The sequence below is a fragment of the Streptomyces sp. NBC_00536 genome (assembly GCF_036346295.1).
Taxonomy (GTDB): domain Bacteria; phylum Actinomycetota; class Actinomycetes; order Streptomycetales; family Streptomycetaceae; genus Streptomyces.
Window position 1 is genome coordinate 6,043,954 of record NZ_CP107819.1, and the last position, 23,856, is coordinate 6,067,809.

Below are 23,856 nucleotides of genomic sequence, written 5' to 3' on the forward strand. Positions count from 1 at the left end.
GAGGTGCGGCGCCGCCCGTGACAGGCGGGCGGCGACGCACCTCACCGATGAATCACTTGCCTTCGGTGATCTGCGGGGCCGGCTCGTTCTTGTAGTTGGCCGGACCGAAGTTCTTCTTCACGGCCGCTTCCCAGGAACCGTCCGCTTCCATCTTCGCGATGGCGGCGTTGATCTTGGTCTGAAGCTCCTTGTCGCCCTTCTTCAGACCGATGCCGTAGTTCTCGTTGCTCAGGCTCAGCCCGACCAGCTTGAACTTGCCCTTGTTCTTGTCCTGCGCGGCGTAACCGGCCAGGATCGAGTTGTCCGTGGTCAGCGCGTCCAGGGCCTTGCTCTCCAGGCCGGTCAGGCACTCGGAGTAGCCCGGGAACTGCTGCAGGTCGGCCTCGGGGGCCAGCTTGGTCTTGACGTTCTGCGCCGAGGTGGAGCCGGTGACCGAGCAGAGCTTCTTCTTGTTGAGGTCCTCGGCCTTGGTGATGCTGTTGTCGTCGGCGCGGACCAGCAGGTCCTGGTGCGCGAGGAAGTACGGGCCGGCGAAGTCGACCTTCTCCTTGCGCTTGTCGTTGATCGAGTAGCTCGCCACGATGAACTTGACGTCGCCGTTCGAGATCAGGTTCTCGCGCTCGGCGCTGACGGCCTGCTTGAACTGGATCTGGTCGGGCGCGTAGCCGAGCTCCTTGGCCACGTAGGTGGCCACGTCGACGTCGAAACCGGCGTACTTGCCGTCCGGGGTCTTCAGGCCCACGCCCGGCTGGTCGAACTTGATGCCGATGACGATCTTGTCCTTCTTGGCAGCGCCCGAGCTGCCCGCGTCACTCGCGGCGGTGTCGTCCTTCTTGCTGCTGCCACAGGCGGTCGCGGTCAGCGCCAGAGCGACGGCCACGGCCACGGCCGCGCCGGCCTTGAGAACCTTCATGGTGAACTTCCCTCGGATGAGACGTTGTTGTACGACGGGCGACGATGTACCCCCGTCGACCGGATCACTACCAGACGAAGTCGTCAGTGGTGCAGGATCTTCGACAGGAAGTCCTTGGCGCGGTCGCTGCGCGGATTGCTGAAGAACTGGTCGGGCGTGGCCTCTTCGACGATCTTTCCGTCCGCCATGAAGACCACCCGGTTGGCCGCAGAACGGGCGAAGCCCATCTCGTGCGTGACGACGACCATGGTCATGCCCTCACTGGCGAGCTGCTGCATGACCTCCAGCACCTCGTTGATCATCTCCGGGTCGAGCGCCGACGTCGGCTCGTCGAAGAGCATCACCTTCGGGCCCATCGCCAGCGCACGGGCGATCGCCACGCGCTGCTGCTGGCCGCCGGACAGCTGCGCCGGGTACTTGTCGGCCTGCGTGCCGACCCCCACCCGGTCCAGCAGGGCACGCGCCTTCTCCTCGGCCGCCGCCCGGTCCGTCTTGCGGACCTTCAGCTGGCCGAGCATCACGTTCTCCAGCACCGTCTTGTGCGCGAAGAGATTGAACGACTGGAACACCATGCCGACGTCGGCGCGCAGCCGGGCCAGCTCCTTGCCCTCGGCGGGCAGCGGGCGGCCGTCGAGCGTGATGGTGCCCGAATCGATGGTCTCCAGCCGGTTGATCGTCCGGCACAGCGTGGACTTGCCCGACCCCGAGGGGCCGATCACCACGACGACTTCGCCGCGGGCAATGCTCAGATCGATGTCCTGAAGCACGTGCAGCGCGCCGAAGTGCTTGTTGACGTTGCTCAGTACGACCAGGCTGTCCGCGGCGGGCGCCGCGTCCTGCGTGCCCTCGGTCACTGATACTCCGCTCATCGGCCTCTTGCTCCGTCCACCTCGGTTGGGGAGGACAGTAATGAGGCAATGAGCACACCGTCATCACATCTGAGCGAGAATTGAGGATAACGATACGGCCTCGCCCCGCCACGCTCCGTGTATGGTCCCGGCGTGGCCGCATCGGGTGCATAACGGTCGGAACACGGGGCCGGAACCCCCTTGACGTGGGCCCCCCGCATCCGCGTGGATGCAGGGTGGCCATGTTGTCCGACATGGTGAGCTTCCGACATGGCGAGCTTCCGACATGGTCGGCCGCCCGCATGGCGAGCTGCCCATATGGCGAGATGAGGAAAGGGGGACGCATGAGACTGCTGCTCGTCGAGGACGACGACCACGTCGCCGCGGCCCTGTCCGCGATCCTCGCCCGCCACGGCTTCAAGGTGACCCACGCCCGCAACGGCGAGGAGGCCCTCCAGGCGCTGCTGCCCGCGGGCGCCCCGCCCAGCGTCTCGCCCTACGGGGTGATCCTGCTCGACCTCGGCCTGCCCGACCAGGACGGCTACGAGGTCTGCGGCAAGATCCGCAAGCGCACCACCACCCCCGTGATCATGGTGACCGCGCGGGCCGACGTCCGCTCGCGCATCCACGGCCTCAACATGGGCGCCGACGACTACGTCACCAAGCCCTACGACACCGGTGAGCTGCTCGCCCGGATCCACGCCGTGGCCCGCCGCACCGGGGTCTCCGACGACGGCGCGGCCACCCCCGGCGGCGCCCCCGCCATCGTCCGCTTCGGCCGCGTCAGCATCGAACTGCCCACCCGGCGGGTCTGCGTGGACGGCGTCGACGTACCGCTCACCCGCAAGGAATTCGACCTGCTCGCGCTCCTCGCCCAGCGCCCCGGAGTGGTCTTCCGGCGCGAACAGATCATCAGCGAGGTCTGGCGCACCAGCTGGGAAGGCACCGGACGCACCCTCGAAGTGCACGTCGCCTCGCTGCGCTCCAAGCTCGCGATGCCCGCGCTCATCGAAACCGTCCGCGGGGTGGGCTACCGGCTCGTCGCCCCGGCCGCCCCCTAGCGGTCCCGGCCGTGCGCACCCGGCTGCTTCCCCTGCTCGTCGTCCTGATGGCGGGCACCCTGCTCGCCCTCGGCTTCCCGCTCGCGGTGAGCCTCGCCGCCGCGCAGCAGCAGCGGGTGGTCGTCGACCGGATCGACGACAGCGCCCGCTTCGCCGCCCTCGCCCAGTTCGTCGTCGACTCCGAAGGCTCCGGCGACAACGGGGCCGGCGACCGCCGCGAGACCCTCCAGCTCGAACTCGCCCGCTACCAGGAGCTCTACGGCATCCGCGTCGGCATCTTCTACCGCGACGACAACGCCATGGCCCGCGCCCCCGGCTGGTGGCAGCTCCCCGAGACCGGCGAGGGCCGGCGCGCCTTCGAAGAGGCCCTCGCGGGCCGGCGCAGCCACGACCCCGCCCAGGTCTGGCCCTGGCAGCGCGGAGGCAAACTGCTCGTGGCCTCCCCGGTGGTCCTCGACGGTGACGTCGTCGCCGTCGTCGTCACCGAATCGCCCACCGACCGGATGCGCGCGAGCACCCTGCGCGGCTGGCTGTTCATCATCGGGGGACTGGCCGCCGCGATGCTGGTCGCCTTCGGGGCGGCGCTGCGGCTCACGAGCTGGGTGCTCAAGCCCGTACGGACCCTGGACGCGGCCGCCCACGGGATCGCCACCGGGCGGATGAACTCCCGCGTCGCGGCCGGTGGGGGACCACCGGAACTCCGCCGCCTGGCCCGTTCGTTCAACGAGATGGCCGACAACGTCGAAGAGGTACTGGAGCAGCAGCGGGCGTTCGTCGCGGACGCCTCCCACCAACTGCGCAACCCGCTCGCCGCGCTGCTCCTGCGCATCGAGCTGCTCGCCCTCGAACTCCCCGAGGGCAATGCGGAGATCGCCTCGGTGCGCACCGAGGGCAAGCGCCTGACCCAGGTCCTCGACGACCTGCTGGACCTGGCGCTGGCCGAGCACGCCTCCGCCGAGATCAGCCTCACCGACATCGGGGAGCTGACCGGCGAGCGCGTCGCCGCCTGGCGCCCGCTCGCCGAGGAGAAGGGGGTCCGGCTCACCGAGGACGGCCGCACCGCCGTCACCGGCTGGGCCGACCCCATCGCACTGTCCAGCGCCCTCGACGCCGTCATCGACAACGCCCTCAAGTTCACTCCCGAGGGTGAGGAGGTGCGGGTGTCGGTGACCGCCGAGGCGCGCTCGGTCCTGGTGACCGTCGCCGACCGGGGGCCCGGCCTGACCGAGGAGGAGCTGGCCCGCGTCGGCGACCGGTTCTGGCGCAGCAACCGCCACCAGAACGTCAAGGGCTCCGGGCTGGGCCTGTCGATCTCCCGGGCCCTGCTGGCCGCGGGCGGCGGGACCCTCTCGTACGAGACGAACCCGCCGCACGGGCTGCGCGTCACGGTCACGGTGCCGCGCACCGGCCCGCACGCCAGCTGACCTGCGAGGTCACCGGATCGCACCCTCCTGACCCGCGGGGTCACCTGACCGCACGCCGCCTGACCCGCGGCGTCACCAGGCGTACGAGGTGCTCACCGGCGCCGAGACCGCGTACAGCTCGCTGACCGCCCGCACCTCGAAGGCGGTCTCCGGCTCCTGCCCGGACCGCTCCAGCCCCGGCACGTACAGCGCCGTACCGCAGGTGCCGCCGAGGAAGCGCCGGGTCCCGTCCGGCAGCATCCGGTACAGCTCGTGGTGGCGCACGGCGCCCGGCGCCCGCTGCCACGACAGGCGCAGCGACACCTTCGCCCCCTCCCGGACCGCCGAGTCCACCCGGGCCCCGCCCGGCGCGGCGGGCCGCTCCGCGCCGTCGGCCACCGACAGGGACCCGAGCCGCCAGCGCACCGCCGCCGTGCCGCGCCGGGTCAGCCGGACCGCCAGGCCGTACGCCGTCTTCCCGGCCAGCGCGGACAGCGGCACCCGGGCCGTCCGCCAGCCCTGTCCACCGCCCGGGGCCTGCGCTTTCAGCCAGGTGTACGGGACGGCCCCGCCCGGCTTCGACGGCTCGCGCACGGCGATGCCGACCTCCACGTCCACCGCGCCCGACTCGGTGCGGTACACCAGCTCCAGCACGCTCGCGGCGGTCAGCGGCAGCCGGGTCGCGTGCAGCCCGACGGTGGCCGCGGCGGTCAGCGCCCCCGCGACCAGCAGGCTGGAGCCGCCGCGCCAGGCGTCGGCGAAGTCCAGGGTGACGGCGGGCCGCGGGCCCGCGGACGCCACGACCCAGCGGCGGCCCGGCAGCCGGTCCTGGAGCCCGAGGTGGTTCCAGGGAGCCGGCGAGGTGACCGTGCCGTTCTCGTACCAGCGCAGCCCGTGCCCGGTGTTGAAGGTACTGGCGAAGGGCAGGGCGGTGACCGTGGACCGGTCGGCGACCACGCTCGCCGGAGCCCGCCAGGCGCTGCCCGCCGCGGGCCGGGACGGGTCGAGCGACTCGCCGGTCCAGAACCGGTCGTCGGCGGCGTGGAAGGCGCCGGGGGAGCGGTCGGTGAGGTGGTTGCGGGTCCACTCGGGCCGGTAGAAGCCGTAACTGACGACGTGGTCGCGGCCGCGCGGCACGATCGCGTCCCAGCCGGGATCCGTGTTCCAGCCCGCCGACTCGACGTCCACGCCCGCCCACAGCTCGTACCGGTCGCGCCCCAGCTGCCCGGCGAGGGTGCCCGAGGCGGCCAGCGAGCCCGCGGACCAGCGGAAGTCGACGAACATGGTGTCGGCGACCTTGCCCTGCCGGTCCTCGAAGAACTCCTGGTTGGACGGGTCGAGGGCGCCCCGCCAGCCCACGCGGCCGGTGCTGTTCATCGCGTCGTACCAGGTGATCCGCAGCCCCTTCGGCTCCCCGGCCGCGCGCAGCGCGCGCAGGAACCCCCGCATCCGGGTGGCGAGTTCGCTGTCCCCGCCGTCGGTTTCGGCGTTGACGAACCAGCCGTCGAAGCCGTAGGCGGCCGCCACTTCCGCCAGTCTCTCCGCGATCGGGTAGCGGCCGAGGGAGTCCTGCTGCACGAGGTCGCGGGTCCACTGGAGATCACCGCCGTAGGCCACCGGCGGCAGGAACACATTGCCCAGCACGCGCACGCCGTTGCGGTGCGCGGCGTCGACGACCGGCGCGTTGGGGGCGAGCACGATGCCCTCGCCGGCGGAGCCGCCCCAGAAGACCAGCTCGTCGAGGTACGCCCAGTGCGTGAGCGCGTAGTAGTCGGCGCTCGCACCGCCCTGGGAGGGGTTCCCGGCCGTCGGCCCGAAGGAGACCAGTGAGGAGATCCGGGCCTGCCCGGCCCGGGCGGTCGCGTTGGCCGCCACCGGGGTGAACCGCGCGGCCAGCGGCACGCTCGCGGTGTTGTGGGCGAGATCGGGGTCGGTCTCGGCCCGCCACTGCTTGAGCGAGCGCCACACGATCCCGGCGCCGGGGCTGCCCGCCGGGAGCGAGTCCGGGAACCAGTACGAGGCGTACGGGGCCCGGTCCTGCGCGGTGGCCGAGGATTGCCCGGTGGCCAGCGGCGCCCGGGGAGCCGCGGTGGCGGCCGCCGCCGGCCCGGGCGCGCCCAGCAGTGCGCCCGCCCCGGCCCCGGCGCCCGCGAGCAGCAGCCCGCGCCGGGTGGGACGTATGGAACGAGCGTCGACGCCGTTGTCGGTCTCGGACATCAGATCTCCTCAAGAGGGGGGCGGGGCGGGGCGGTGCGGGGCGGTGCGGTCAGTGGACGTCGGTGACGTGGACCAGCTCGGTGATCCCGCGCGCGGCCAGGTGGGCCCGGTCCTCGGCGTGGTCGGCCAGGACCACCGCGGGGCGTACGCCCTGGGCGGCCAGCGTGGCCCAGGCCTCGAAGAACGCGCCGCCGGGCGCGCACACCGAGCGCCGGGGCGCGGACAGGGCTCCGCCGACATCGGCCACCAGCGCGGTGGACCGTACCGGCGGGTGGTGGGCGCGGCCCCGCCACTCCTTGGCGATCCGGGCGACGGACTCGCCCGCGGGCTTGGGCGCGCGGTCGTTGGTGAGCAGGCCGAGGCCGTACTCCAGCTCCGGGAAGTCGGCCAGCTCGCGGCTCACGTCGTGCGAGCACCACCAGGTCACGCCCCAGACGTCCGCGCAGTCCAGGGCGTTGGCCACGGTGGCCTCGGTGAAGGCGGCGGCGTGCTCGGGCTGGATCAGCGGGGCCGGGGCGCCCACCTCCTGGAGCCAGACCGGGCGGTGCGGATCCGTCGCCCAGGCCTTGGACATCTCGATCATGTAGGCCGCGTGGTGCTCGGTCGCCGCCCCGGCGCGGCCGTGCCGCTGGGCGGTGCCGTTGAACACCCAGGAGTGCACGGCGGTGGCCGCGCCGAGCCGGGCCGCCTGCGCCACGGTGAAGGGGTGCCCGTCCTGGTACCAGGCGGCGTCGTACTCGGCGTGCAGATGGAACTTCCCCGGCGCCCCGCGCTCGCAGGCCGCCAGCATCCGCTCCAGCCAGCGGTCCGCCTGCTCCCGGGTGATCCGGTCCGGGTCGGGGTGCGGGCCGTCCGAGAACTGGTTGATCTCGTTGCCGACCGTCATGCCGAGGAAGTGCGGCCGGTCGGCGAGGGCGGCGGCGAGCGTGCGCAGGTACTCCTCCTGTCCGGCGACCACGTCGGCGTCGCTGAAGAGGTTGCGCCGGTGCCAGGTCCGCGTCCAGGCGGGCAGGAAGTCGAAGCTCGACAGATGGCCCTGGAGGCCGTCCACCGTGACGTCGAGACCGCGCTCGCCCGCCGCGTCGGCCAGCTCGACGAGCTGCTCGACCGCGCGGGGCCGGATCAGGGTCCGGTTCGGCTGGAAGAGCGGCCAGAGCGGGAAGACCCGGATGTGGTCCAGGCCGAGGGCGGCGAGGGAGTCGAGGTCGGCCTTCACCTCGTCGAGGTCGAAGTCCAGCCAGTGGTGGAACCACCCGCGCGTCGGGGTGTAGTTCGCGCCGAAGCGGAGGCCGCGCGGGCGGATGGCAGGGGCATCAGCGTGGTGCATGCGTGTCCTGGAGTCGGAGGAAACGGGGGCGTCGCGGGCCCGGGAATTCGCCGGGGTGCCCCACGCTGCCGCCTCGTCCGGGGGGAAGTCAACAGGGCCTATATCCGCGGACGTACCGCGTTGGCGACCTTAAAGTCCCTGACCTTCGGCAATCGTGTACTTATGCGCTTCAGTCCTGTTGACAGAAGGGTCCTTGGGCGTGAAGCTGATGCGACTAATGCGCTTTAGTTTGTCCTGGCCAATGGCGCCACACCAGGAAGTGTGCGGAAAATGGACAGCGGTATCTCGGTCTCGTCCGTCACCACCCCGGCCCTCTTCACCGGAGCGCCCGAAGACCCGCTCCAGGTGATCCGGATCCGGATCCGCCGGGCCCGGCCGGCCGGGCCGCTGTACGTCCGGGTGCACGGCCCCGGCATCGCCACCCCGCACCCGCGGATCCTGCGCGCCGACACGGCCGATGCTGCCGACACGGCCGACGCCGCCGAGCCGACTGAGCCCGACACCGTCGAGGTGTCCGTCCGTACGCCCGGGGCCGCTCCCGGCGACCGGCTGCCCGCGACCGTCACGGTCAGCGCCGCCGACGGCCGCCCGCTCGCCGCGCACCCCTTCGTCCTGGCCGTCGCCGAACCCGGCTGGACCGTCCGCCTGGTCCCGCACTTCCACTACGACCCCATGTGGTGGAACACCCAGGCCGCCTACACCGCCCTGTGGGACGCCCCGGCCGCGCCCGGCGCCCCCGCGCGCGGCTGGGAGTACACGGGAGTGCCCGCCTTCACCCTCATCCCGCTCCACCTCCAACAGGCGCGCGAGGACCCGGCGTACACCTTCGTCCTCTCCGAGGTCGACTACCTCAAGCCCTGGTGGGACAGCCACTCCGAGGACCGCGCCGAACTGCTGGGACTGATCGCCGCGGGCCGCGTGGAGATCGTCGGCGGCACCTACAACGAGCCCAGCACCAACCTCACCTCCGCCGAATCCACCGTCCGCAGCGCCGTCCACGGCCTGGCCCTGCACCGCGGCACCCTCGGCGCCGACCCCCGCACCGCCTGGCAGCTCGACGTCTTCGGCCACGACCCGTCCTTCCCCGCCCTGATGGCGGGCGCGGGCCTGGACTCGGCCGTCCTCGCACGCGGCCCCCACCACCACTGGGGGCCGATGATGGACACCTGGGGCGCCGCCTTGCGCGCACCGACCGCCATGCAACTGCCCGCCGAGTACGAATGGATCGCGCCCAGCGGCGAGGGGCTGCTCCTGCACTACCTGCCCGCGCACTACTCGGCCGGCTGGTTCTCCCAGCACGCCCCCGACGCCGAGAGCGCCGCCGGGCAACTGCTGGACCTCTACGAGCTGCTGCGCCAGGGCGCGGCGACCCGCAACGTCCTGATCCCGATGGGCACCGACTTCTCCTGGCCGCACCGCTGGGGCCTGGACGTCCAGCACACCTGGAACCGCCGTTACTGCTGGCCGCGCATGGAACACTCCGGCCCGGGCGCCCACTTCGCGGCCGTCCGCGCCGAACTCGCCGCGCGCGGCGAGGAACCGCTCCCCGTCACCCGGGAGATGGGACCCGTCTACACCGGCAAGGACGTCACCTACGCCGATGTGAAACAGGCTCACCGGGCTGCCGAGAACCTCGTCGAGGAAGCCGAGACCTTCGCCGCCCTGGCCTGTGCGGAAGGCCTCGCCGACTACCCGCGCCAGACCCTCGACAAGGCCTGGCGTCACATCCTCCACGCCGCGCATCACGACGCCGTCACCGGCACCTTCTCCGATCAGGTCTACCTGGACCTGCTGCCCACCTGGCGCGAGGCCCACGACCTCGCCGAGGGGGTACGGGCCGACGCCCTGCGGGCCCTGACCGCCGCGGCCGACACGCGTGCCCCGGACACCCGCGCCCCCGGCCTGACGCCCGCCCGGCTCGCCGTCACCGTGCACAACCCGCTGTCCTGGACCAGGACCGACCTCGTCCGCACCACCGTGGACCTCACCGCGCTGGGCCCCGACGCCGACCCGCGCCGGATCGCCGTGTACGACGCCGAGGGGCGCCCCGCCCCCGTCCACCTGGAAGCCGTCACCGGCGGCGCCGCCGAGATGGTCTTCCTCGCCGCCGACGTACCGCCGCTCGGCCACCGCACCTGGTGGCTCGGCGCCGACGGCCCGGCCCGGTCCGGCGGCTGGGCGCCCGCCCCCGGACACGCCATCGAGAACGAGGCGTTCCGCGCCGAGGCCGACCCCGGGCGCGGCGGCGGCCTGGCCCGCCTGCTCGACCGGCGCACCGGCCGCGAACTGCTCACCGAGGGCCAGGTCGACGAGCTCGTCGTCCAGGACGAGTACGACGCCCACCCCTACTTCGCGGAAGGCCCCTGGCACCTGCTGCCCCGGGGACCCGGCACCGGCTCGGCCGCCGCGCCCGCCACCACCTGCCACACCGAACGCGGTCCGCTCGGCTCGCGGATCGTGGCCACCGGCCGCACCGGACCCGTCCGCTGGACCCGCACCACCACCCTCTGGGACGGCCTCGACCGGGTCGAACTCACCACCCGCGTCGACGCCTTCGACGGCAGCGACCAGCTGCTGCGGCTGCGCGTCCCGGCCGACGTGCCCGGCGCGCTCCCGGTGGCCGAGACCGCCGCCTCGGCCGTCGGACGCGGCTTCGCCTTCCCCGCGGCCGACACCGGAGCCGACCACACCCGGGCCCCCTGGACCCTGGACAGCCCCTGCCTGAACTGGTTCGCCCTGTCCTCCACCCTCCGCGCCGCGCTGACCGGCCCCGACGGGCACCCGGCCGGGCAGCGGGCGCTCGGCGCGGGCGAGATCGTGCTCCCGGACGCGGGCGCCCCTGCCGGGCTGCGCGAGCTGGTCACCGCCCTCGGGCGCCGCGGGGTCACGGCCGCCCCGACCCGGCCCGGCGGGCCGCGGTGGGGGGACCTGGCCGTCGACAGCAGCCTCCCCGACGTCCGGATCGCCCTCGGCGGGCCCGCGGAGAACGCCTTCACCGCGCGGGTCCTGGCCGCCAGCGACCGTATGTACGCGGAGGCAGTGCGAAACCACCCCGTCGTGTGGATCCCGGCCCGGGCCGCACTGCGCGAGGTGTGGCGGCCCGGCTGCGACCTGACCGGCGTACGGGACCTGCCCGTCCTGGTCGTCACCGCGGGCGCCACCGCCCTCGCGCGCGCCCTCGTCCGGGACGGCCGGATCGACGCGCACCACCCGCTCCCCGCCGAAGGCGCCGCCGAACACGCCGTCTTCGAGGACCGCACGGTGGCCCTGCTCGGCCGCGGCACCCCCGGTTTCGCCGTCGACACCGAGGGCCGCCTGCACAGCTCCCTCATGCGCTCCTGCACCGGCCGCCCCAGCGGCGCGTGGATGGACCCGCCCCGGCGCACCGCCCCCGACGGCAGCTCCTTCCAGCTCCAGCACTGGACCCATGTCTTCGAACACGCCCTGGTCGCCGCCGACGGCGACTGGCGCGCGGCCGATCTGGTGCGCAGGGGACGCGCCTTCAACAAACCGCTCACCGCCGTCACCGCCGGGCCCGGCGCGGGCCCGAACCCGCCCGCCCGCTCCCTGCTCGCCGTGGAACCCGCCGACCGGGTCCTCGTCGAAACCGTCCAGCGGGCCCCCACGACCGGAGACCTGGCCGTACGGCTGCGCGAAACCCACGGCCGCCCGGCCCGCACCCGGATCACCCGCCCCACCCACCCCACCGGCCCCGCCGGCGAGCCCACCGGCCCGGCTCCCCTCGAAGCCGACCTCCTCGGCCGCCCCCTCGGCCCCTTCTCCGGTGGGATCCGCGGCGCCGCGACCACCACCGTCCTGCTCCCGGCCCGCTCCCCGCTGCCGGAACGGGCCGGGGAGCAGGAGCCCCACCAGCCGGTGTTCAGCCGCTACTGGCTGCACAACACCGGCACCGCCCCGACCGGCGACGCCCCGTACACGGTCACCGTCGACGGCCCGCCCGGCGAGGCCCGGGTCACGCTCGCCGCCCACGGCACGGGCGGCCCGGTCCGGCTGGAGGTCCACGCGCCCGACGGCTGGTGGACCGCCTGGACCGTCCACGAGGAGGAGCTGCCCGACGGCGGGCACGTACGGCGGACGCTGGCCGTCGCACCCGGCCCGGCGGCCGCGCCCGGCGACCACCTGGTCCGGGTCCTCGCACACACCCCGGCGGGCCGCTTCGAGGACGTGCTCACCGTGACCGTGCCCGGCGGCGAGACCCCGGCCGGGCTGTGGGTGGCCGCGCCCGACACCGAGGTACGGGTCACCGCGGGCGCGCGGGCCGTCGTACGGGCCACCATCGGCAGCACCGGCATCCGCACCCCGCTGACCGGGCAGGCGTACGTTGTCTCCCCGCACGGCACCCGCGAGCTGATCGGCCCCGCCGCGCGGCCCCTGCGCGTGCCCGACGGAGCGCCGGCCGAGCTGGAGTTCGAGGTCCACCCGCCGCCCGGCACCACACCGGGGACGTACTGGGCGGTGGTCAAGGCGGTGTGCCAGGGCCGGATCGCGTACGGTCCGGCCATTGCCATCCGTGTGGCCGGTGCACACCCAGGGGGTGTCTGACACTCCCTAGCGCCGCCCGCACCGCTCGTACCCGAAGGATGATGAGGCAGGCCATGGCCCGCAGACCCACCATCAAGGACATCGCCCGGCAGGCCGGGGTGTCCGAAAGCGCCGTGTCCTTCGCGCTCAACGACCGCCCCGGCGTCTCCCAGGACACCCGGGCCCGGATCCGGCGCGTCGCCGAGGAACTGGGCTGGCAGCCCAACATCGCGGCCCGCGCCCTGTCCGGCGAACGCTCCGGCGCCGTCGGCCTGGTCCTGCCCCGCCCCGCGCACACCCTCGGCGTCGAATCGTTCTTCCTCCAGCTGGTCTCCGGAATCCAGGAGGTCCTCGCGGCCCAGCGCACGGCCCTGCTCTTCCAGGTCGTCGACGACCTCGACGCCGAATGCGCCCTCTACCGCCGCTGGTGGGCCGAGCGGCGCGTGGACGGGGTGCTCGTCGTCGACCCGCGGACCGACGACCCGCGCCCCGGGCTCCTCGACGGCCTCGGCCTGCCCGCCGTCACCGTCGGCGCACCGGGCGGCCCGGGGCCCGCGGTGCTCTCCTCGGTGTGGGCCGACGACGCCGGGGCGATGGCCCGGATCCTCGACCACCTGTACGCCCTCGGCCACCGCCGGATCACCCACATCGCCGGACTGCCCGGCCTTGCCCACACCGAGCGCCGCATCGCCTCGCTGCGGGCCGAGGCCGACCGGCGCGGACTGACCGCGGCCGAGGTCTCCTCGATCACCACCGACTACTCCGACGCCCAGGGCGCCGAGGCCACCCGGCGGGTGCTGCGCGGGCCGCTCCCGCCGACCGCCCTGGTCTACGACAACGACGTGATGGCGGTCGCCGGGCTGGCCGTCGCCGCCGAGGCGGGCATCGCCGTGCCCGGACGGCTCTCGGTGGTCGCCTGGGACGACTCGGCGCTGTGCAGGGTCACCCACCCCCGGCTGACCGCCCTGGTCCGGGACACCGCGGGATTCGGCCGGCTCGCCGCCGAGGAACTCCTCGCCGTCCTCGCGGGCGGGCCGCCGCGGGCCCGGCAGGGCGAACAGCCCAGGCTGGAGCCCCGTGAGAGTACGGCCCCGCCCGCGGCGGCATACTGACGTACGAACCCCAGGAGCCTCCCGTGACCACTCCCACCTCCGCCTTCCCCGCCCCCCGCCTCGGGGTCGCCCAGGCCGCCGGGCCGACGGTGGCCATCGACATCGGCGGTACGAAGATCGCCGGCGCCCTGGTGCACGCCGACGGCACGATGACCGCCACCACGCGGCGGCCCACCCCGCGCGGGACCGACGCCGAAACGGTGATGGCGGCGGTCGCCGAGGTCGTCGCCGATCTCGCCGCCGACCCGCTGTGGTCCTCGGCCGTGCGGTGCGGGATCGGCAGCGCGGGGCCCGTGGACACCTCGCGGGGCACCGTCAGCCCGGTCAACATCGGAGCCTGGCGGGAGTTCCCCGTCCTGGACCGGGTCGTCGCCGAACTGGCCCGCCGCGGTGCGGACCTGCCGACCGTCCTCGCGGGCGACGGCGTGGCCATGACCGCGGCCGAGCACTGGCTGGGCGCCGCCCGCGGGCACGCGAACGCGCTCTGCATGGTCGTGTCCACGGGCGTCGGCGGCGGCCTGATCCTCAACAACCAGCTCCACCCCGGCCCCACCGGCAACGCCGGTCACATCGGACACATCAGCGTCGCCTTCGACGGCGACCCCTGCGCCTGCGGCGGCCGCGGCTGCGTGGAATCCCTGGCCTCCGGCACCGCCATCGCCCGCCGGGCCCTCGAACAGGGCTGGACCCCGGCCGCCGGGGCCGACCGCAGCGCGGCGGGCGTCGCCGCGGCCGCCGCGGCCGGCGACCCCGTCGCCCTCGCCGCCTTCGACCGCGCGGGCCGCGCCCTGGCCGCCGCCATCGCGGCCACCGCGACCCTGGTCGAGACCGACATCGTCGTCATCGGCGGCGGCGTCGCGGCCGCCGGGGACACCCTCTTCGGCCCGATCCGCGCCCACCTGGCCTCGTACGCGACCCTGTCCTTCGTCCAGGGGCTCCAGGTCGTCCCGGCCACCCTCGGCACCCACGCGGGCCTCATCGGCGCCGCCGCCTCGGCCGCGATGCTGCTCCCGGCCCGGGCCTGACCCCGTCCGGCAGCCCTACGGCTTGACCGACCGGTAGTACCGGCGGGCACCCTCGTGCAGGTCCAGCGGCTCCGTGTAGATCGCCGTCCGCAGGTCCACGAGCTGCGCCGCGTGCACCTCGTGGCCGATCCGGTCCCGGCTGTCGATCACGGTCCGGGTGAACTGCTCGGTCAGTTCCGTCCCCGTGCGGTCCGTGGTGACCAGCAGGTTCGGCACCGCCAGGGTCGCCACGGCCGAGGTGTTGCGGGCCCGCGCGTAGGCGTCCTGCGGCATCACCGCCGCCCGGTAGTAGTGCGTCGGACTGCCGCCGTTCTGCAGCTCCGGCACCAGGTCGCCGAGCGGCACCAGCCGGATCTCGAAGCGCTCCGAAAGCCCCCGCACCGCGTTGGTCGGCAGCCCGCCGGACCAGAAGAACGCGTCGATCCGCCCGGCCTCCAGCTCCGTGGGCATCGTGTCGATGCCGATCGGCACGGCCGTGATGTCCCGCACGGGATCGAGCTTCGCCGCCGCCAGCATCCGCTCGGAGATCAGCCGCACCCCCGACCCCGGCTGGCCGACCGCGACCCGCTTGCCTCGCAGGTCCTTGGTCGACTGGACCTTCGACGCCGCCGGGACCACCAGCTGCACGTAGTCGTCGTAGAGCCGCGCGACCCCGCGCAGGTGCGCCGCCCCCGGCTTCCCGTCGCGCTGGTACTTGGCCACCGCGTCCGCGGTCGCCACGGTGAAGTCCGCCTTGCCGTCTGCCACCCGCTCCAGGTTCTGCTGGGAGCCCTCGCTGGTCACCAGCCGTACGTCGACACCCGGCACGTCGGTCGCGAGCGCCTGCTGGAGCAGCTCCCCGTAGCGCTGGTAGACCCCGGTGCGCACGCCCGTACTGAAGACCAGCGTTCCGCGCAGCTCGGCCTTCCCGAACGGCCACAGCCACCACAGCAGGATCCCGAGCACGGCCAGCACGGCCACCAGGCCCCGCAGGGCGCGGCGCCGGCCGACCGGGTCCAGTGCGAGGGGCATGGCCGCGATCCTGCCAGCCGACCGGCGTCCTGTCACGGCGCGCCGAGCGCCTACCCTTGTCACATGAGCAGCGCGGAGCCGGGTGGAGCAGTGGACGTCATGGATGCCAAGGGCACGTACGAGGTGCGCACGTACGGGTGCCAGATGAACGTGCACGACTCCGAGCGGCTCTCGGGCCTGCTGGAGGACGCCGGGTACGTCCGCGCGCCCGAGGGCTCCGACGGTGACGCCGACGTGGTCGTCTTCAACACCTGCGCCGTCCGCGAGAACGCCGACAACAAGCTGTACGGCAACCTCGGCCGCCTCGCCCCGATGAAGACCAAGCGCCCCGGCATGCAGATCGCCGTCGGCGGCTGCCTCGCCCAGAAGGACCGCGACACCATCGTCCGGCGCGCCCCCTGGGTCGACGTGGTGTTCGGCACGCACAACATCGGCAAGCTGCCGGTGCTGCTGGAGCGCGCCCGCATCCAGGAGGAGGCGCAGGTCGAGATCGCGGAGTCGCTGGAGGCGTTCCCGTCCACCCTGCCGACCCGCCGCGAGTCCGCCTACGCCGCCTGGGTGTCGATCTCCGTCGGCTGCAACAACACCTGCACCTTCTGCATCGTCCCGGCCCTGCGCGGCAAGGAGGAGGACCGCCGTCCCGGCGACATCCTTGCCGAGATCGAGGCCCTCGTCGCCGAGGGCGTCTCCGAGATCACCCTGCTCGGCCAGAACGTCAACGCCTACGGCTCCGGCATGGGCGACCGCGAGGCCTTCTCGAAGCTGCTGCGCGCCTGCGGGCAGATCGAGGGCCTGGAGCGGGTCCGCTTCACCTCGCCGCACCCGCGCGACTTCACGGACGACGTGATCGCGGCGATGGCCGAGACCCCCAACGTGATGCCGCAGCTGCACATGCCGATGCAGTCCGGATCGGACACGATCCTGAAGGCGATGCGCCGCTCGTACCGGCAGGACCGCTTCCTCGGCATCATCGAGAAGGTCCGCGCCGCCATCCCGCACGCGGCCATCTCCACCGACATCATCGTGGGCTTCCCCGGCGAGACCGAGGAGGACTTCCAGCAGACGATGCACGCCGTGCGCGAGGCCCGCTTCGCGAACGCCTTCACCTTCCAGTACTCCAAGCGGCCCGGGACCCCGGCCGCCGACATGGAGGGGCAGATCCCCAAGGAAGTCGTCCAGGAGCGCTACATGCGCCTGGTCGCCCTCCAGGAGGAGATCTCCTGGGAGGAGAACAAGAAGCAGGTCGGCCGGACCCTGGAGGTCATGGTCGCCGAGGGCGAGGGCCGCAAGGACGGCGCCACGCACCGGCTGTCCGGGCGCGCCCCCGACAACCGCCTGGTCCACTTCACCAAGCCGGACGAGGAAGTCCGCCCCGGTGACGTGGTGACGGTGGACATCACCTACGCCGCCCCGCACCACCTGCTGGCCGAGGGGCCGACGGGTGCGGTCCGCCGGACCCGTGCCGGGGACGCGTGGGAGAAGCGGAACGCGGCCCCCGCGCAGCCCGCCGGAGTCATGCTGGGCATCCCCACCCTGGGCGTCCCGGCCCCCCTCCCCACCATCACCTCCGCCTGCGCGGCCCCCACCGCCTGACCGCCCGCCGGTCCGCCGCCGACCGCCGGTCCTGTGCGCCTCCGGCGGCGCCTCAAACGCCGACGGGGCTGGATTGTGCCCCATGCACCGGGGCACGCCCTGCCGCCTGGGCATACCCAGCCCCGCCCGGCGTTTGAGGCGTGCCTGCGGGGATGCGGGGATGCGGGCCGCGTCCTCGCGCCGCCCGGGCAAAACTCAGCCTCGCCGGCGATTGAGGCGCCGCCGGAGGCACCCGGGGCTCGGCCCGCTCATGGGCGGCTTCGGGGTGTGATCCGGGCTCGGCCGGGGGGACCTGCCAGGCCGGGGCTCGGGGCCGTCGGGCCGGCCCCGGCGGAGGCGCACCGCGGCGGGGCATGGGCGCCCGGGCAGGGCCACCGGCACGGCGTGGGCGACTAGGCTGTCGATCATGCTCGTAGCCGCAGCCGTCTGCCCCGCCCCGCCCCTCCTCGTGCCCCCGGTGGCCGCCGGAGCCGCCGGTGAACTCGCCGACGCCCGCACCGCTTGCTCCGACGCCCTCGCGGTGCTCGCCGCCTCCCGTCCCGACCGGCTGATCGTGGTCGGGCCGGCCGACCCGGACGCGGGGGGCCCGTACCCGCAGGGCGCCCGCGGCGGCTTCCACGGCTTCGGCGTCGCGTGCGACGTACGCCTGGGCGAGGCCCCGGACCCGGAGGGGACCACGCGCCCGCTCCCCGCGTCCCTCGCCGTCGCCGCCTGGCTGCTCGGCCACACCGCCTGGTCAGGGGCCCCGGTGGAGGGCCTGGGCGTGGAGGAGCCGCTGAACACCGCCGACTGCCTGGAGGCGGGCCGCGAGCTGGCCGCCCGCGCCGAGCGGGTCGCCCTGCTCGTGATGGGCGACGGCAGCGCCTGCCGCACCCTGAAGGCCCCCGGCTATCTGGACGAGCGCGCCGAGGCCTTCGACGAGGCCGCCGCCCGCGCCCTCGGCTCCGCCGACGTGGCCGCGCTGACGGCCCTCGACCCGGGCCTCGCGTCCGAACTGAAGGCGGCGGGCCGGGCCCCCTGGCAGGTGCTCGCCGGGGCCGCCGAGGGCGCGGGCCTGGAGGGCCGCCTGCTGTACGAGGACGCCCCCTACGGCGTCGGCTACTTCGTCGCTGCCTGGTCTTAGGCCGAACGGGTCACCCGACCCCGACCTGACAGAGAATTCGTTACGAAACCCGGTACGAAAAAGGGGCGCGGGGGATGACCCCCGCGCCCCTTTTCGGGATCGCGTCAGGAAGACGCCGGCGGTGTCGGCCCGCCGGGGTGGTCCTTGTGCGCGACCTTGCCCAGGGCGTCCTTCGCCTTGCCCGTGCCGGAGGAGATCTGGTCGCTGTACTTGCCCTTGGTCTTGGAGTCCACGACCTTGGCGACCTTGTCGAGACCGTCACCGATCTTGCCCTCGTGCTGCTGCGCGAGGTCACCCAGCTTGTCCTTGGCCGGCGCGAGCTTGGCCTTCAAATTGTCCAGCAGGCCCATGGGACACCTTCCAGTGGCAGTAGCTCCTACGTACGGGCGCCCTCACCGGCCTCGCTGTCCGCGGCTTCCTCCGCGCACTGCTGCTTGGGGATCTCCACGCCCTCCGGCGCGGGGGTCTCCGTCTCGGCCTTGGGGGCCTCGTCGGTCACCTCGGGCTCCACCGCGGCGGCCGACTCGACGACCTCCTCGGCAGGCTCCGCGGCCTTCCGGCGAAACCGATCAAAAACGCCCATGTCTACTCCCATAACGTTACTCGTGCGGGTGAAGTTCCGCCTTGGCCGGACCGGCCACCGCCGGGCGTACGCCGGGCCGGAACCTCGCCAGGGCAACGACCCCGCTTCCGCCCCGTCACGTAACTCGATCGGGTACATGGCCGTGCCTTGACTGGGGGCTGCGAGACTGGGTCGGTGAGAAGCCCAGCCCCCGCACCGCGGGTCATCGCCGTCGTCGGCCCCACGGCAGCCGGAAAGTCCGATCTGGGCGTCGCCCTGGCCCGTCGGTACGACGGCGAAGTCGTCAACGCCGACTCCATGCAGCTCTACCGTGGGATGGACATCGGGACCGCCAAACTGACGCCCGCCGAACGCGGTGGCGTCGTCCACCGGCTCCTGGACGTCTGGGACGTGACCGAGACCGCCAGCGTCGCCGAGTACCAGCGCCTCGCGCGGATCGAGATCGACCGGCTGCTCGCCGAAGGCCGTACGCCGGTCCTCGTCGGCGGCTCCGGGCTGTACGTCCGCGGCGCCCTGGACGCCATGGAGTTCCCCGGCACCGACCCGGAGGTACGGGCCCGGCTGGAGGAAGAGGTCACCCTGCGCGGCCCCGGCGCCCTGCACGCCCGCCTCGCCGCGGCAGACCCGGCCGCCGCCCTCGCGATCCTGCCCAGCAACGGCCGCCGGATCGTCCGGGCGCTGGAGGTCATCGAGATCACCGGACGCCCGTACACGGCGAACCTGCCCGGTCACGAGTCCGTCTACGACACCGTGCAGATCGGCGTGGACGTGGCCCGGCCCGAGCTGGACGAGCGGATCGCCCGGCGCGTGGACCGGATGTGGGAGGACGGCCTCGTCGAGGAGGTGCGGACGCTGGAGGCCCAGGGGCTGCGCGAGGGGGTCACCGCCTCCCGCGCGCTCGGCTACCAGCAGGTGCTGGACGCGCTGGCGGGACGCTGCACCGAAGCGGAGGCCAAGGCCGAGACGGTCCGCGCGACCAAGCGGTTCGCCCGCAGGCAGGACTCCTGGTTCCGCCGGGACCCCCGGGTCCACTGGCTCAGCGGGGCCGCGAGCGACCGCGCGGAACTCCCCGGACTCGCGCAGTCGTTGGTCGAACGAGCGGTCACAGCCTGATCACGTGATGGCATCGGGACGCTCCGGGCGCCTGTTCGGAGCCCGGGGCCGTGCCATCATCAAACTCAGGCCGGTGTGGACACCGGCGGTGATCGACAACGTACGAAGTCCGAGTGGGGAGGGCGCGTGGCGATGGAGGCCGGCCCTCGAGACACCGGGCGGGAGCGCGACCGGCAGGAAACGGATCCGGTGCTTCAGGACGGACTCGATCTGCCCGAGGACGGACTCGGTCTGCCCGCCGAACCCGTGCGTCTGACTCCCGACGGCCCGGACGGCCCCGACGCGCTCGCGGGCCTGGACGGCCTGCCCGGCACCGCCGGTCTGCCGGGCGGTCTGGACGGCCTGACGGGACTGGACGCCGCCGACGCCGCGGCCGCGCAGGCCCCCGAGTTCGAGGTCGAACTGCGCCCGCAGCGCCGCCTGCGGATCTGGCAGATCGCGCCCATCGTGATGCTGGCCGCCGCCGGGTCCCTGATGTTCGCTTTCCCGCTCGCCTTCGAGTTCGGTGACGGCGGCGCCGTCGTCGCCATGCTGGGCCTGCTGATCAGCTCCTGCGCCGGCGGCTGGGGCATGATGGCCGCCCGCCGCGTCGGCTACACCTGGCCCGGGCTCCCGGCCCGCGGCTCCGGCCGCCGCCCGGACTGGCGCATCGCCGGCCTCTACGCGGTGGTCGTTCTGGCCCTGGCGGCCCTGGCGGTCCTGCGCGTGGCGCGCCTGCGCTGACCCCTCGGTGGTCCGGCCCGGCCGACCGGCCCGGCCGACTTCGCGCGCGCCGCGGGTTTGTACGATGTGAACGTGACCACCACCACCGCGCCGCTGGCGTTCCTCAAGGGCCACGGGACCGAGAACGACTTCGTGATCGTCCCGGACCCGGACAACGCCATCGACCTGCCCGCCGCCGCCGTCGCCCGGCTCTGCGACCGCCGGGCCGGACTCGGCGGGGACGGGGTGCTGCACGTGGTGCGCTCCGCCGCGCACCCCGAGGCCCGCTCGATGGCCGAAGAGGCCGAGTGGTTCATGGACTACCGCAACGGCGACGGCTCCATCGCCGAGATGTGCGGCAACGGCGTCCGCGTCTTCGCCCGCTACCTCCAGCACGCCGGGTACGCCGAGGCCGGCGACCTCGCCGTCGCCACCCGCGGCGGCGTCAAGCGGGTCCACCTCCACAAGGACGGCTCCGTCACCGTCGCCATGGGCCGCGCGGTCCTGCCCGAGGGCGAGGTCACCGTCACGGTCGGCCCGAAGAGCTGGCCCGCGCGCAACGTGAACATGGGGAACCCGCACGCCGTCGCCTTCGTTGAATCCCTCGACGACGCCGGGAACCTGTTCGCCGCCCCCGCCTTCGGCCCGGCGTCCGCGTACCCGACGGGTGTCAATGTCGAGTTCGTCGTCGACCGCGGCCCCCGGCACGTCGCGATGCGCGTCCACGAGCGCGGATCCGGCGAGACCCGCTCCTGCGGCACCGGCGCCTGCGCGGTCGCCGTGGCCACCGCCCGCCGCGACGGGGCCGACCCCGCCGTCACCGGCGAGCAGGCCACGTACACCGTCGACCTGCCCGGCGGCACCCTGGTCATCACCGAGCACCCCGACGGCTCGGTGGACATGACCGGACCGGCCGTCATCGTCGCCGCGGGCGAGTTCGACGCGGCCTGGCTCACCGAAACGGCTTTCGGCTAGAGCTTCCCTCTAATGGGTGATCCGTTTCACGCTGAGCGAGAGCTGGACTGCGCCACGTGGTGGGGTCGGTAGCATCAGGCACCGGCCCTGAGGGCTCACCCCATGCCCGCCACCGCCGGTCGAAGCCGCCGGAGGTGCCCCATGAGTGCAGAGGCCACGAACCCCGACGCACGACCCGAGTTCCGCAGACGTGGCCGGACGCGGCTCGATCTGCTCCGGCTGGGACGCGCGGCCCTGCTCGGGCCGACGTCCCGGGACCGGCTCCCCGATGCCATCGGCCACGTCGCCGAAGCCCACCGCGCCCACCATCCCGACGCCGACCTGTCCGTGCTGCGCCGCGCCTACGTGCTGGCCGAGACCTCGCACCGCGGCCAGATGCGCAAGAGCGGCGAGCCCTACATCACCCACCCCCTCGCCGTCACCCTGATCCTGGCCGAACTCGGCGCCGAGACCACCACCTTGACGGCCTCGCTCCTCCACGACACCGTCGAGGACACCGACGTGACCCTCGATCAGGTCCGCGAGGAGTTCGGCGACGAGGTCTGCTTCATCGTCGACGGCGTCACCAAGGTCGAGCGGATCGACTACGGCGCCGCCGCCGAACCCGAGACCTTCCGCAAGATGCTCGTCGCCACCGGCAACGACGTCCGCGTCATGTCCATCAAACTCGCCGACCGGCTCCACAACATGCGCACCCTCGGCGTGATGCGCCCGGAGAAACAGGCCCGCATCGCCAAGGTCACCCGGGACGTCCTCATTCCGCTGGCCGAACGGCTCGGCGTACAGGCCCTCAAGACCGAGCTGGAAGACCTCGTCTTCGCGATCCTGCACCCCGAGGAGTACGAGCGCACGCGCGCCCTCATCGCCGCCCACGCGGGCGAGCGGGACCCGCTCCCCGGCATCGCCGACTCCCTCCGCGCGGTCCTGCGCGAATCCGGCATCCAGGCCGAGGTCCAGATCCGCCCCCGGCACTTCGTCTCCGTCCACCGCATCTCCCTCACCCGCGGCGAACCGCGCGGCTCCGACTTCGGCCGGCTCCTCGTGCTCGTCGCCGAGAACGCCGACTGCTACGGGGTGCTGGGGGAGCTGCACACCTGTTTCACCCCGGTCGTCTCCGAGTTCAAGGACTTCATCGCGGTACCCAAGTTCAACCTCTACCAGTCCCTGCACACCGCCATCGCCACCCCCGAGGGCAACGTCGCCGAGGTCATCGTCCGCACCCACCGCATGCACCGGGTCGCCGAAGCCGGAGTCGTCGCCCTCGGCAACCCCCAGATCTTCGGGGAGGCCGCCGCCCTGGGCGCACCGGGGACGCAGAGCACCGCGGGCGGCGCGGGCGAGGGGTACGGGGACGAGGAGCGGGTCGACCCCACCCGGCCCGGCTGGCTCTCCCGGCTGCTCGACTGGCAGCAGTCCGCGCCCGACCCCGACACCTTCTGGAGTTCGCTGCGCGCCGAGCTGGCCCAGGACCGCGAGATCACCGTCTTCCGGGCCGACGGCGGGGGCGCCGACGGCACCATCAGCCTGCCCGCCGGGGCCAGCTGTATCGACGCGGCCTACGCCCAGTACGGCGAGGCCGCGCACGGCTGTATCGGCGCCCGGGTCAACGGGCGCCTCACCTCCCTGGCCACCCCGCTGGCCGATGCCGACACCGTCCAGCTGCTGCTCGCGCACGACGCCTCCTCCGGGCCCGCCGCCGACTGGCTCGACCACGCCCGTACCCCGGCGGCCCGGATCGCGATCAGCGCCTGGCTCCAGTCCCACCCCGCCGCCGTCAAACCGCCCACCGCGCCGCCCCGGGCGCCGCTGCCGATGGTCAGCCTGCGGCCCGGCGGGCGCAACGCCGTGGCGGACCTGCCCGACGCGCCCGTACGGCTCGCCGGCTGCTGCACGCCGGTGCCGCCCGACTCCGTCGCCGGGTTCGTCGTCCGGGGCGGGGCCGTCACCGTGCACCGGATCGCCTGCCCGGCCGTCGAGCAGATGCGCTCGGTGGGGCGTACCCCGGTCGCCGTGCACTGGCGGGCCACCGCCGACTGCCGGGTCACCCTGGTCGCCGAATCGTTCGGGCGGCCGCACCTGCTGGCCGACCTCACCGAGGCCATCGCCCACGAGGGCGTCGAGGTCATCTCGGCCACCGTCGAAGCGCCCGTCGAGCAGCGCGTGCGCCACACGTACACGCTGCACCTGCGCGACGCGACCGGGCTGCCGGGGCTGATGCGGGCGATGAGGGACGTGCCGGGGGTCTACGACGTGAGCCGCGTGTAGCGGGGGCCCGAGGGTGGTGGAGGGGGTGGAGCCGGGGCGGAAC

18 protein-coding genes are annotated in these 23,856 nt (G+C 73.7%); 11 read left to right on the forward strand and 7 right to left on the reverse strand.

Annotated features, from left to right (window positions below):
- Window positions 1-52: 52 nt before the first annotated feature.
- Both OHS33_RS26985 and OHS33_RS26990 read right to left on the reverse strand, forming a co-directional pair.
- Window positions 53-913 carry a glutamate ABC transporter substrate-binding protein gene (locus tag OHS33_RS26985; RefSeq protein WP_330332988.1) on the reverse strand — a complete coding sequence of 287 codons (861 nt, stop codon included), beginning with the start codon at window positions 911-913 and terminating at the stop codon, window positions 53-55.
- Between the two features lie 83 nt (window positions 914-996).
- The gene (locus OHS33_RS26990) at window positions 997-1,782 is read right to left on the reverse strand and encodes an amino acid ABC transporter ATP-binding protein (protein ID WP_330332989.1); all 786 of its coding nucleotides are present in this window, start codon (window positions 1,780-1,782) and stop codon (window positions 997-999) included.
- Window positions 1,783-2,105: 323 nt separating this feature from the next.
- Here OHS33_RS26990 and OHS33_RS26995 point away from each other — a divergent pair, with 323 nt between their 5' ends.
- Together OHS33_RS26995 and OHS33_RS27000 are read left to right on the forward strand one after the other, a co-directional pair.
- Complete coding sequence (locus OHS33_RS26995; protein ID WP_330332990.1) at window positions 2,106-2,822, forward strand: response regulator transcription factor; 717 nt, start codon at window positions 2,106-2,108, stop codon at window positions 2,820-2,822.
- Window positions 2,823-2,833: 11 nt separating this feature from the next.
- Window positions 2,834-4,246: a sensor histidine kinase gene (locus OHS33_RS27000; RefSeq protein ID WP_330332991.1), complete on the forward strand. Its 1,413-nt coding sequence runs from the start codon at window positions 2,834-2,836 to the stop codon at window positions 4,244-4,246.
- A 72-nt stretch (window positions 4,247-4,318) separates the two neighbouring features.
- On the opposite strand, the gene OHS33_RS27005 is transcribed toward OHS33_RS27000, so the two are convergent.
- Window positions 4,319-6,442 carry an endo-beta-N-acetylglucosaminidase gene (locus OHS33_RS27005; RefSeq protein ID WP_330332992.1) on the reverse strand — a complete coding sequence of 708 codons (2,124 nt, stop codon included), beginning with the start codon at window positions 6,440-6,442 and terminating at the stop codon, window positions 4,319-4,321.
- Between the two features lie 49 nt (window positions 6,443-6,491).
- Entirely contained in the window at window positions 6,492-7,769 is a 1,278-nt protein-coding gene (locus tag OHS33_RS27010) for a glycoside hydrolase 5 family protein (protein ID WP_330332993.1), read from the reverse strand.
- A gap of 270 nt (window positions 7,770-8,039) precedes the next feature.
- Between OHS33_RS27010 and OHS33_RS27015 the strand changes: the two genes are divergently transcribed.
- The 3 genes from OHS33_RS27015 to OHS33_RS27025 all read left to right on the forward strand — a co-directional run bounded on the left by OHS33_RS27015 (window position 8,040) and on the right by OHS33_RS27025 (window position 14,448).
- Complete coding sequence (locus OHS33_RS27015) at window positions 8,040-12,332, forward strand: NEW3 domain-containing protein (protein ID WP_330332994.1); 4,293 nt, start codon at window positions 8,040-8,042, stop codon at window positions 12,330-12,332.
- A gap of 53 nt (window positions 12,333-12,385) precedes the next feature.
- Window positions 12,386-13,423 carry a LacI family DNA-binding transcriptional regulator gene (locus OHS33_RS27020; protein WP_330332995.1) on the forward strand — a complete coding sequence of 346 codons (1,038 nt, stop codon included), beginning with the start codon at window positions 12,386-12,388 and terminating at the stop codon, window positions 13,421-13,423.
- An 89-nt stretch (window positions 13,424-13,512) separates the two neighbouring features.
- On the forward strand, window positions 13,513-14,448 hold the full coding sequence (locus tag OHS33_RS27025) for an ROK family protein (protein ID WP_330335224.1): 936 nt from the start codon (window positions 13,513-13,515) through the stop codon (window positions 14,446-14,448).
- Window positions 14,449-14,463: 15 nt separating this feature from the next.
- On the opposite strand, the gene OHS33_RS27030 is transcribed toward OHS33_RS27025, so the two are convergent.
- On the reverse strand, window positions 14,464-15,459 hold the full coding sequence (locus tag OHS33_RS27030; protein ID WP_330332996.1) for a TAXI family TRAP transporter solute-binding subunit: 996 nt from the start codon (window positions 15,457-15,459) through the stop codon (window positions 14,464-14,466).
- A 99-nt stretch (window positions 15,460-15,558) separates the two neighbouring features.
- Here OHS33_RS27030 and miaB point away from each other — a divergent pair, with 99 nt between their 5' ends.
- Together miaB and OHS33_RS27040 are read left to right on the forward strand one after the other, a co-directional pair.
- A complete protein-coding gene (gene miaB / locus OHS33_RS27035) occupies window positions 15,559-17,052 on the forward strand; it encodes a tRNA (N6-isopentenyl adenosine(37)-C2)-methylthiotransferase MiaB (protein ID WP_330335225.1) in 1,494 nt (497 codons plus the stop codon).
- A 406-nt stretch (window positions 17,053-17,458) separates the two neighbouring features.
- Window positions 17,459-18,175 carry a class III extradiol dioxygenase subunit B-like domain-containing protein gene (locus tag OHS33_RS27040; RefSeq protein WP_330332997.1) on the forward strand — a complete coding sequence of 239 codons (717 nt, stop codon included), beginning with the start codon at window positions 17,459-17,461 and terminating at the stop codon, window positions 18,173-18,175.
- A 104-nt stretch (window positions 18,176-18,279) separates the two neighbouring features.
- Here OHS33_RS27040 and OHS33_RS27045 read toward each other — a convergent pair whose 3' ends face one another.
- Window positions 18,280-18,525 (reverse strand): antitoxin, encoded by a 246-nt coding sequence (locus OHS33_RS27045; RefSeq protein ID WP_330332998.1) that lies wholly within the window; start codon window positions 18,523-18,525, stop codon window positions 18,280-18,282.
- A 26-nt stretch (window positions 18,526-18,551) separates the two neighbouring features.
- Complete coding sequence (locus OHS33_RS27050) at window positions 18,552-18,758, reverse strand: gliding motility protein (protein WP_330332999.1); 207 nt, start codon at window positions 18,756-18,758, stop codon at window positions 18,552-18,554.
- Between the two features lie 174 nt (window positions 18,759-18,932).
- Here OHS33_RS27050 and miaA point away from each other — a divergent pair, with 174 nt between their 5' ends.
- From miaA to OHS33_RS27070, 4 genes are all read left to right on the forward strand, one after another.
- Window positions 18,933-19,871, forward strand: a complete 939-nt coding sequence (gene miaA / locus OHS33_RS27055; RefSeq protein ID WP_330333000.1) for a tRNA (adenosine(37)-N6)-dimethylallyltransferase MiaA — start codon at window positions 18,933-18,935, stop codon at window positions 19,869-19,871.
- A 132-nt stretch (window positions 19,872-20,003) separates the two neighbouring features.
- Window positions 20,004-20,594 (forward strand): hypothetical protein, encoded by a 591-nt coding sequence (locus tag OHS33_RS27060; RefSeq protein ID WP_330335226.1) that lies wholly within the window; start codon window positions 20,004-20,006, stop codon window positions 20,592-20,594.
- A gap of 72 nt (window positions 20,595-20,666) precedes the next feature.
- Window positions 20,667-21,548, forward strand: a complete 882-nt coding sequence (gene dapF / locus OHS33_RS27065) for a diaminopimelate epimerase (protein WP_330333001.1) — start codon at window positions 20,667-20,669, stop codon at window positions 21,546-21,548.
- A gap of 141 nt (window positions 21,549-21,689) precedes the next feature.
- On the forward strand, window positions 21,690-23,813 hold the full coding sequence (locus tag OHS33_RS27070) for a RelA/SpoT family protein (RefSeq protein ID WP_330333002.1): 2,124 nt from the start codon (window positions 21,690-21,692) through the stop codon (window positions 23,811-23,813).
- Window positions 23,814-23,856: the final 43 nt, after the last annotated feature.

Bases quoted from the DNA above. Each gene is read 5' to 3' on its own strand.
- OHS33_RS26985 (WP_330332988.1), bottom strand. From the start codon at position 913: ATGAAGGTTCTCAAGGCCGGCGCGGCCGTGGCCGTGGCCGTCGCTCTG.
- OHS33_RS26990 (WP_330332989.1), bottom strand. From the start codon at position 1,782: ATGAGCGGAGTATCAGTGACCGAGGGCACGCAGGACGCGGCGCCCGCC.
- OHS33_RS26995 (WP_330332990.1), top strand. From the start codon at position 2,106: ATGAGACTGCTGCTCGTCGAGGACGACGACCACGTCGCCGCGGCCCTG.
- OHS33_RS27005 (WP_330332992.1), bottom strand. From the start codon at position 6,442: ATGTCCGAGACCGACAACGGCGTCGACGCTCGTTCCATACGTCCCACC.
- OHS33_RS27010 (WP_330332993.1), bottom strand. From the start codon at position 7,769: ATGCACCACGCTGATGCCCCTGCCATCCGCCCGCGCGGCCTCCGCTTC.
- OHS33_RS27015 (WP_330332994.1), top strand. From the start codon at position 8,040: ATGGACAGCGGTATCTCGGTCTCGTCCGTCACCACCCCGGCCCTCTTC.
- OHS33_RS27020 (WP_330332995.1), top strand. From the start codon at position 12,386: ATGGCCCGCAGACCCACCATCAAGGACATCGCCCGGCAGGCCGGGGTG.
- OHS33_RS27030 (WP_330332996.1), bottom strand. From the start codon at position 15,459: ATGCCCCTCGCACTGGACCCGGTCGGCCGGCGCCGCGCCCTGCGGGGC.
- miaB (WP_330335225.1), top strand. From the start codon at position 15,559: ATGGATGCCAAGGGCACGTACGAGGTGCGCACGTACGGGTGCCAGATG.
- OHS33_RS27040 (WP_330332997.1), top strand. From the start codon at position 17,459: ATGCTCGTAGCCGCAGCCGTCTGCCCCGCCCCGCCCCTCCTCGTGCCC.
- OHS33_RS27045 (WP_330332998.1), bottom strand. From the start codon at position 18,525: ATGGGCCTGCTGGACAATTTGAAGGCCAAGCTCGCGCCGGCCAAGGAC.
- OHS33_RS27050 (WP_330332999.1), bottom strand. From the start codon at position 18,758: ATGGGCGTTTTTGATCGGTTTCGCCGGAAGGCCGCGGAGCCTGCCGAG.
- OHS33_RS27060 (WP_330335226.1), top strand. From the start codon at position 20,004: ATGGAGGCCGGCCCTCGAGACACCGGGCGGGAGCGCGACCGGCAGGAA.
- OHS33_RS27070 (WP_330333002.1), top strand. From the start codon at position 21,690: ATGAGTGCAGAGGCCACGAACCCCGACGCACGACCCGAGTTCCGCAGA.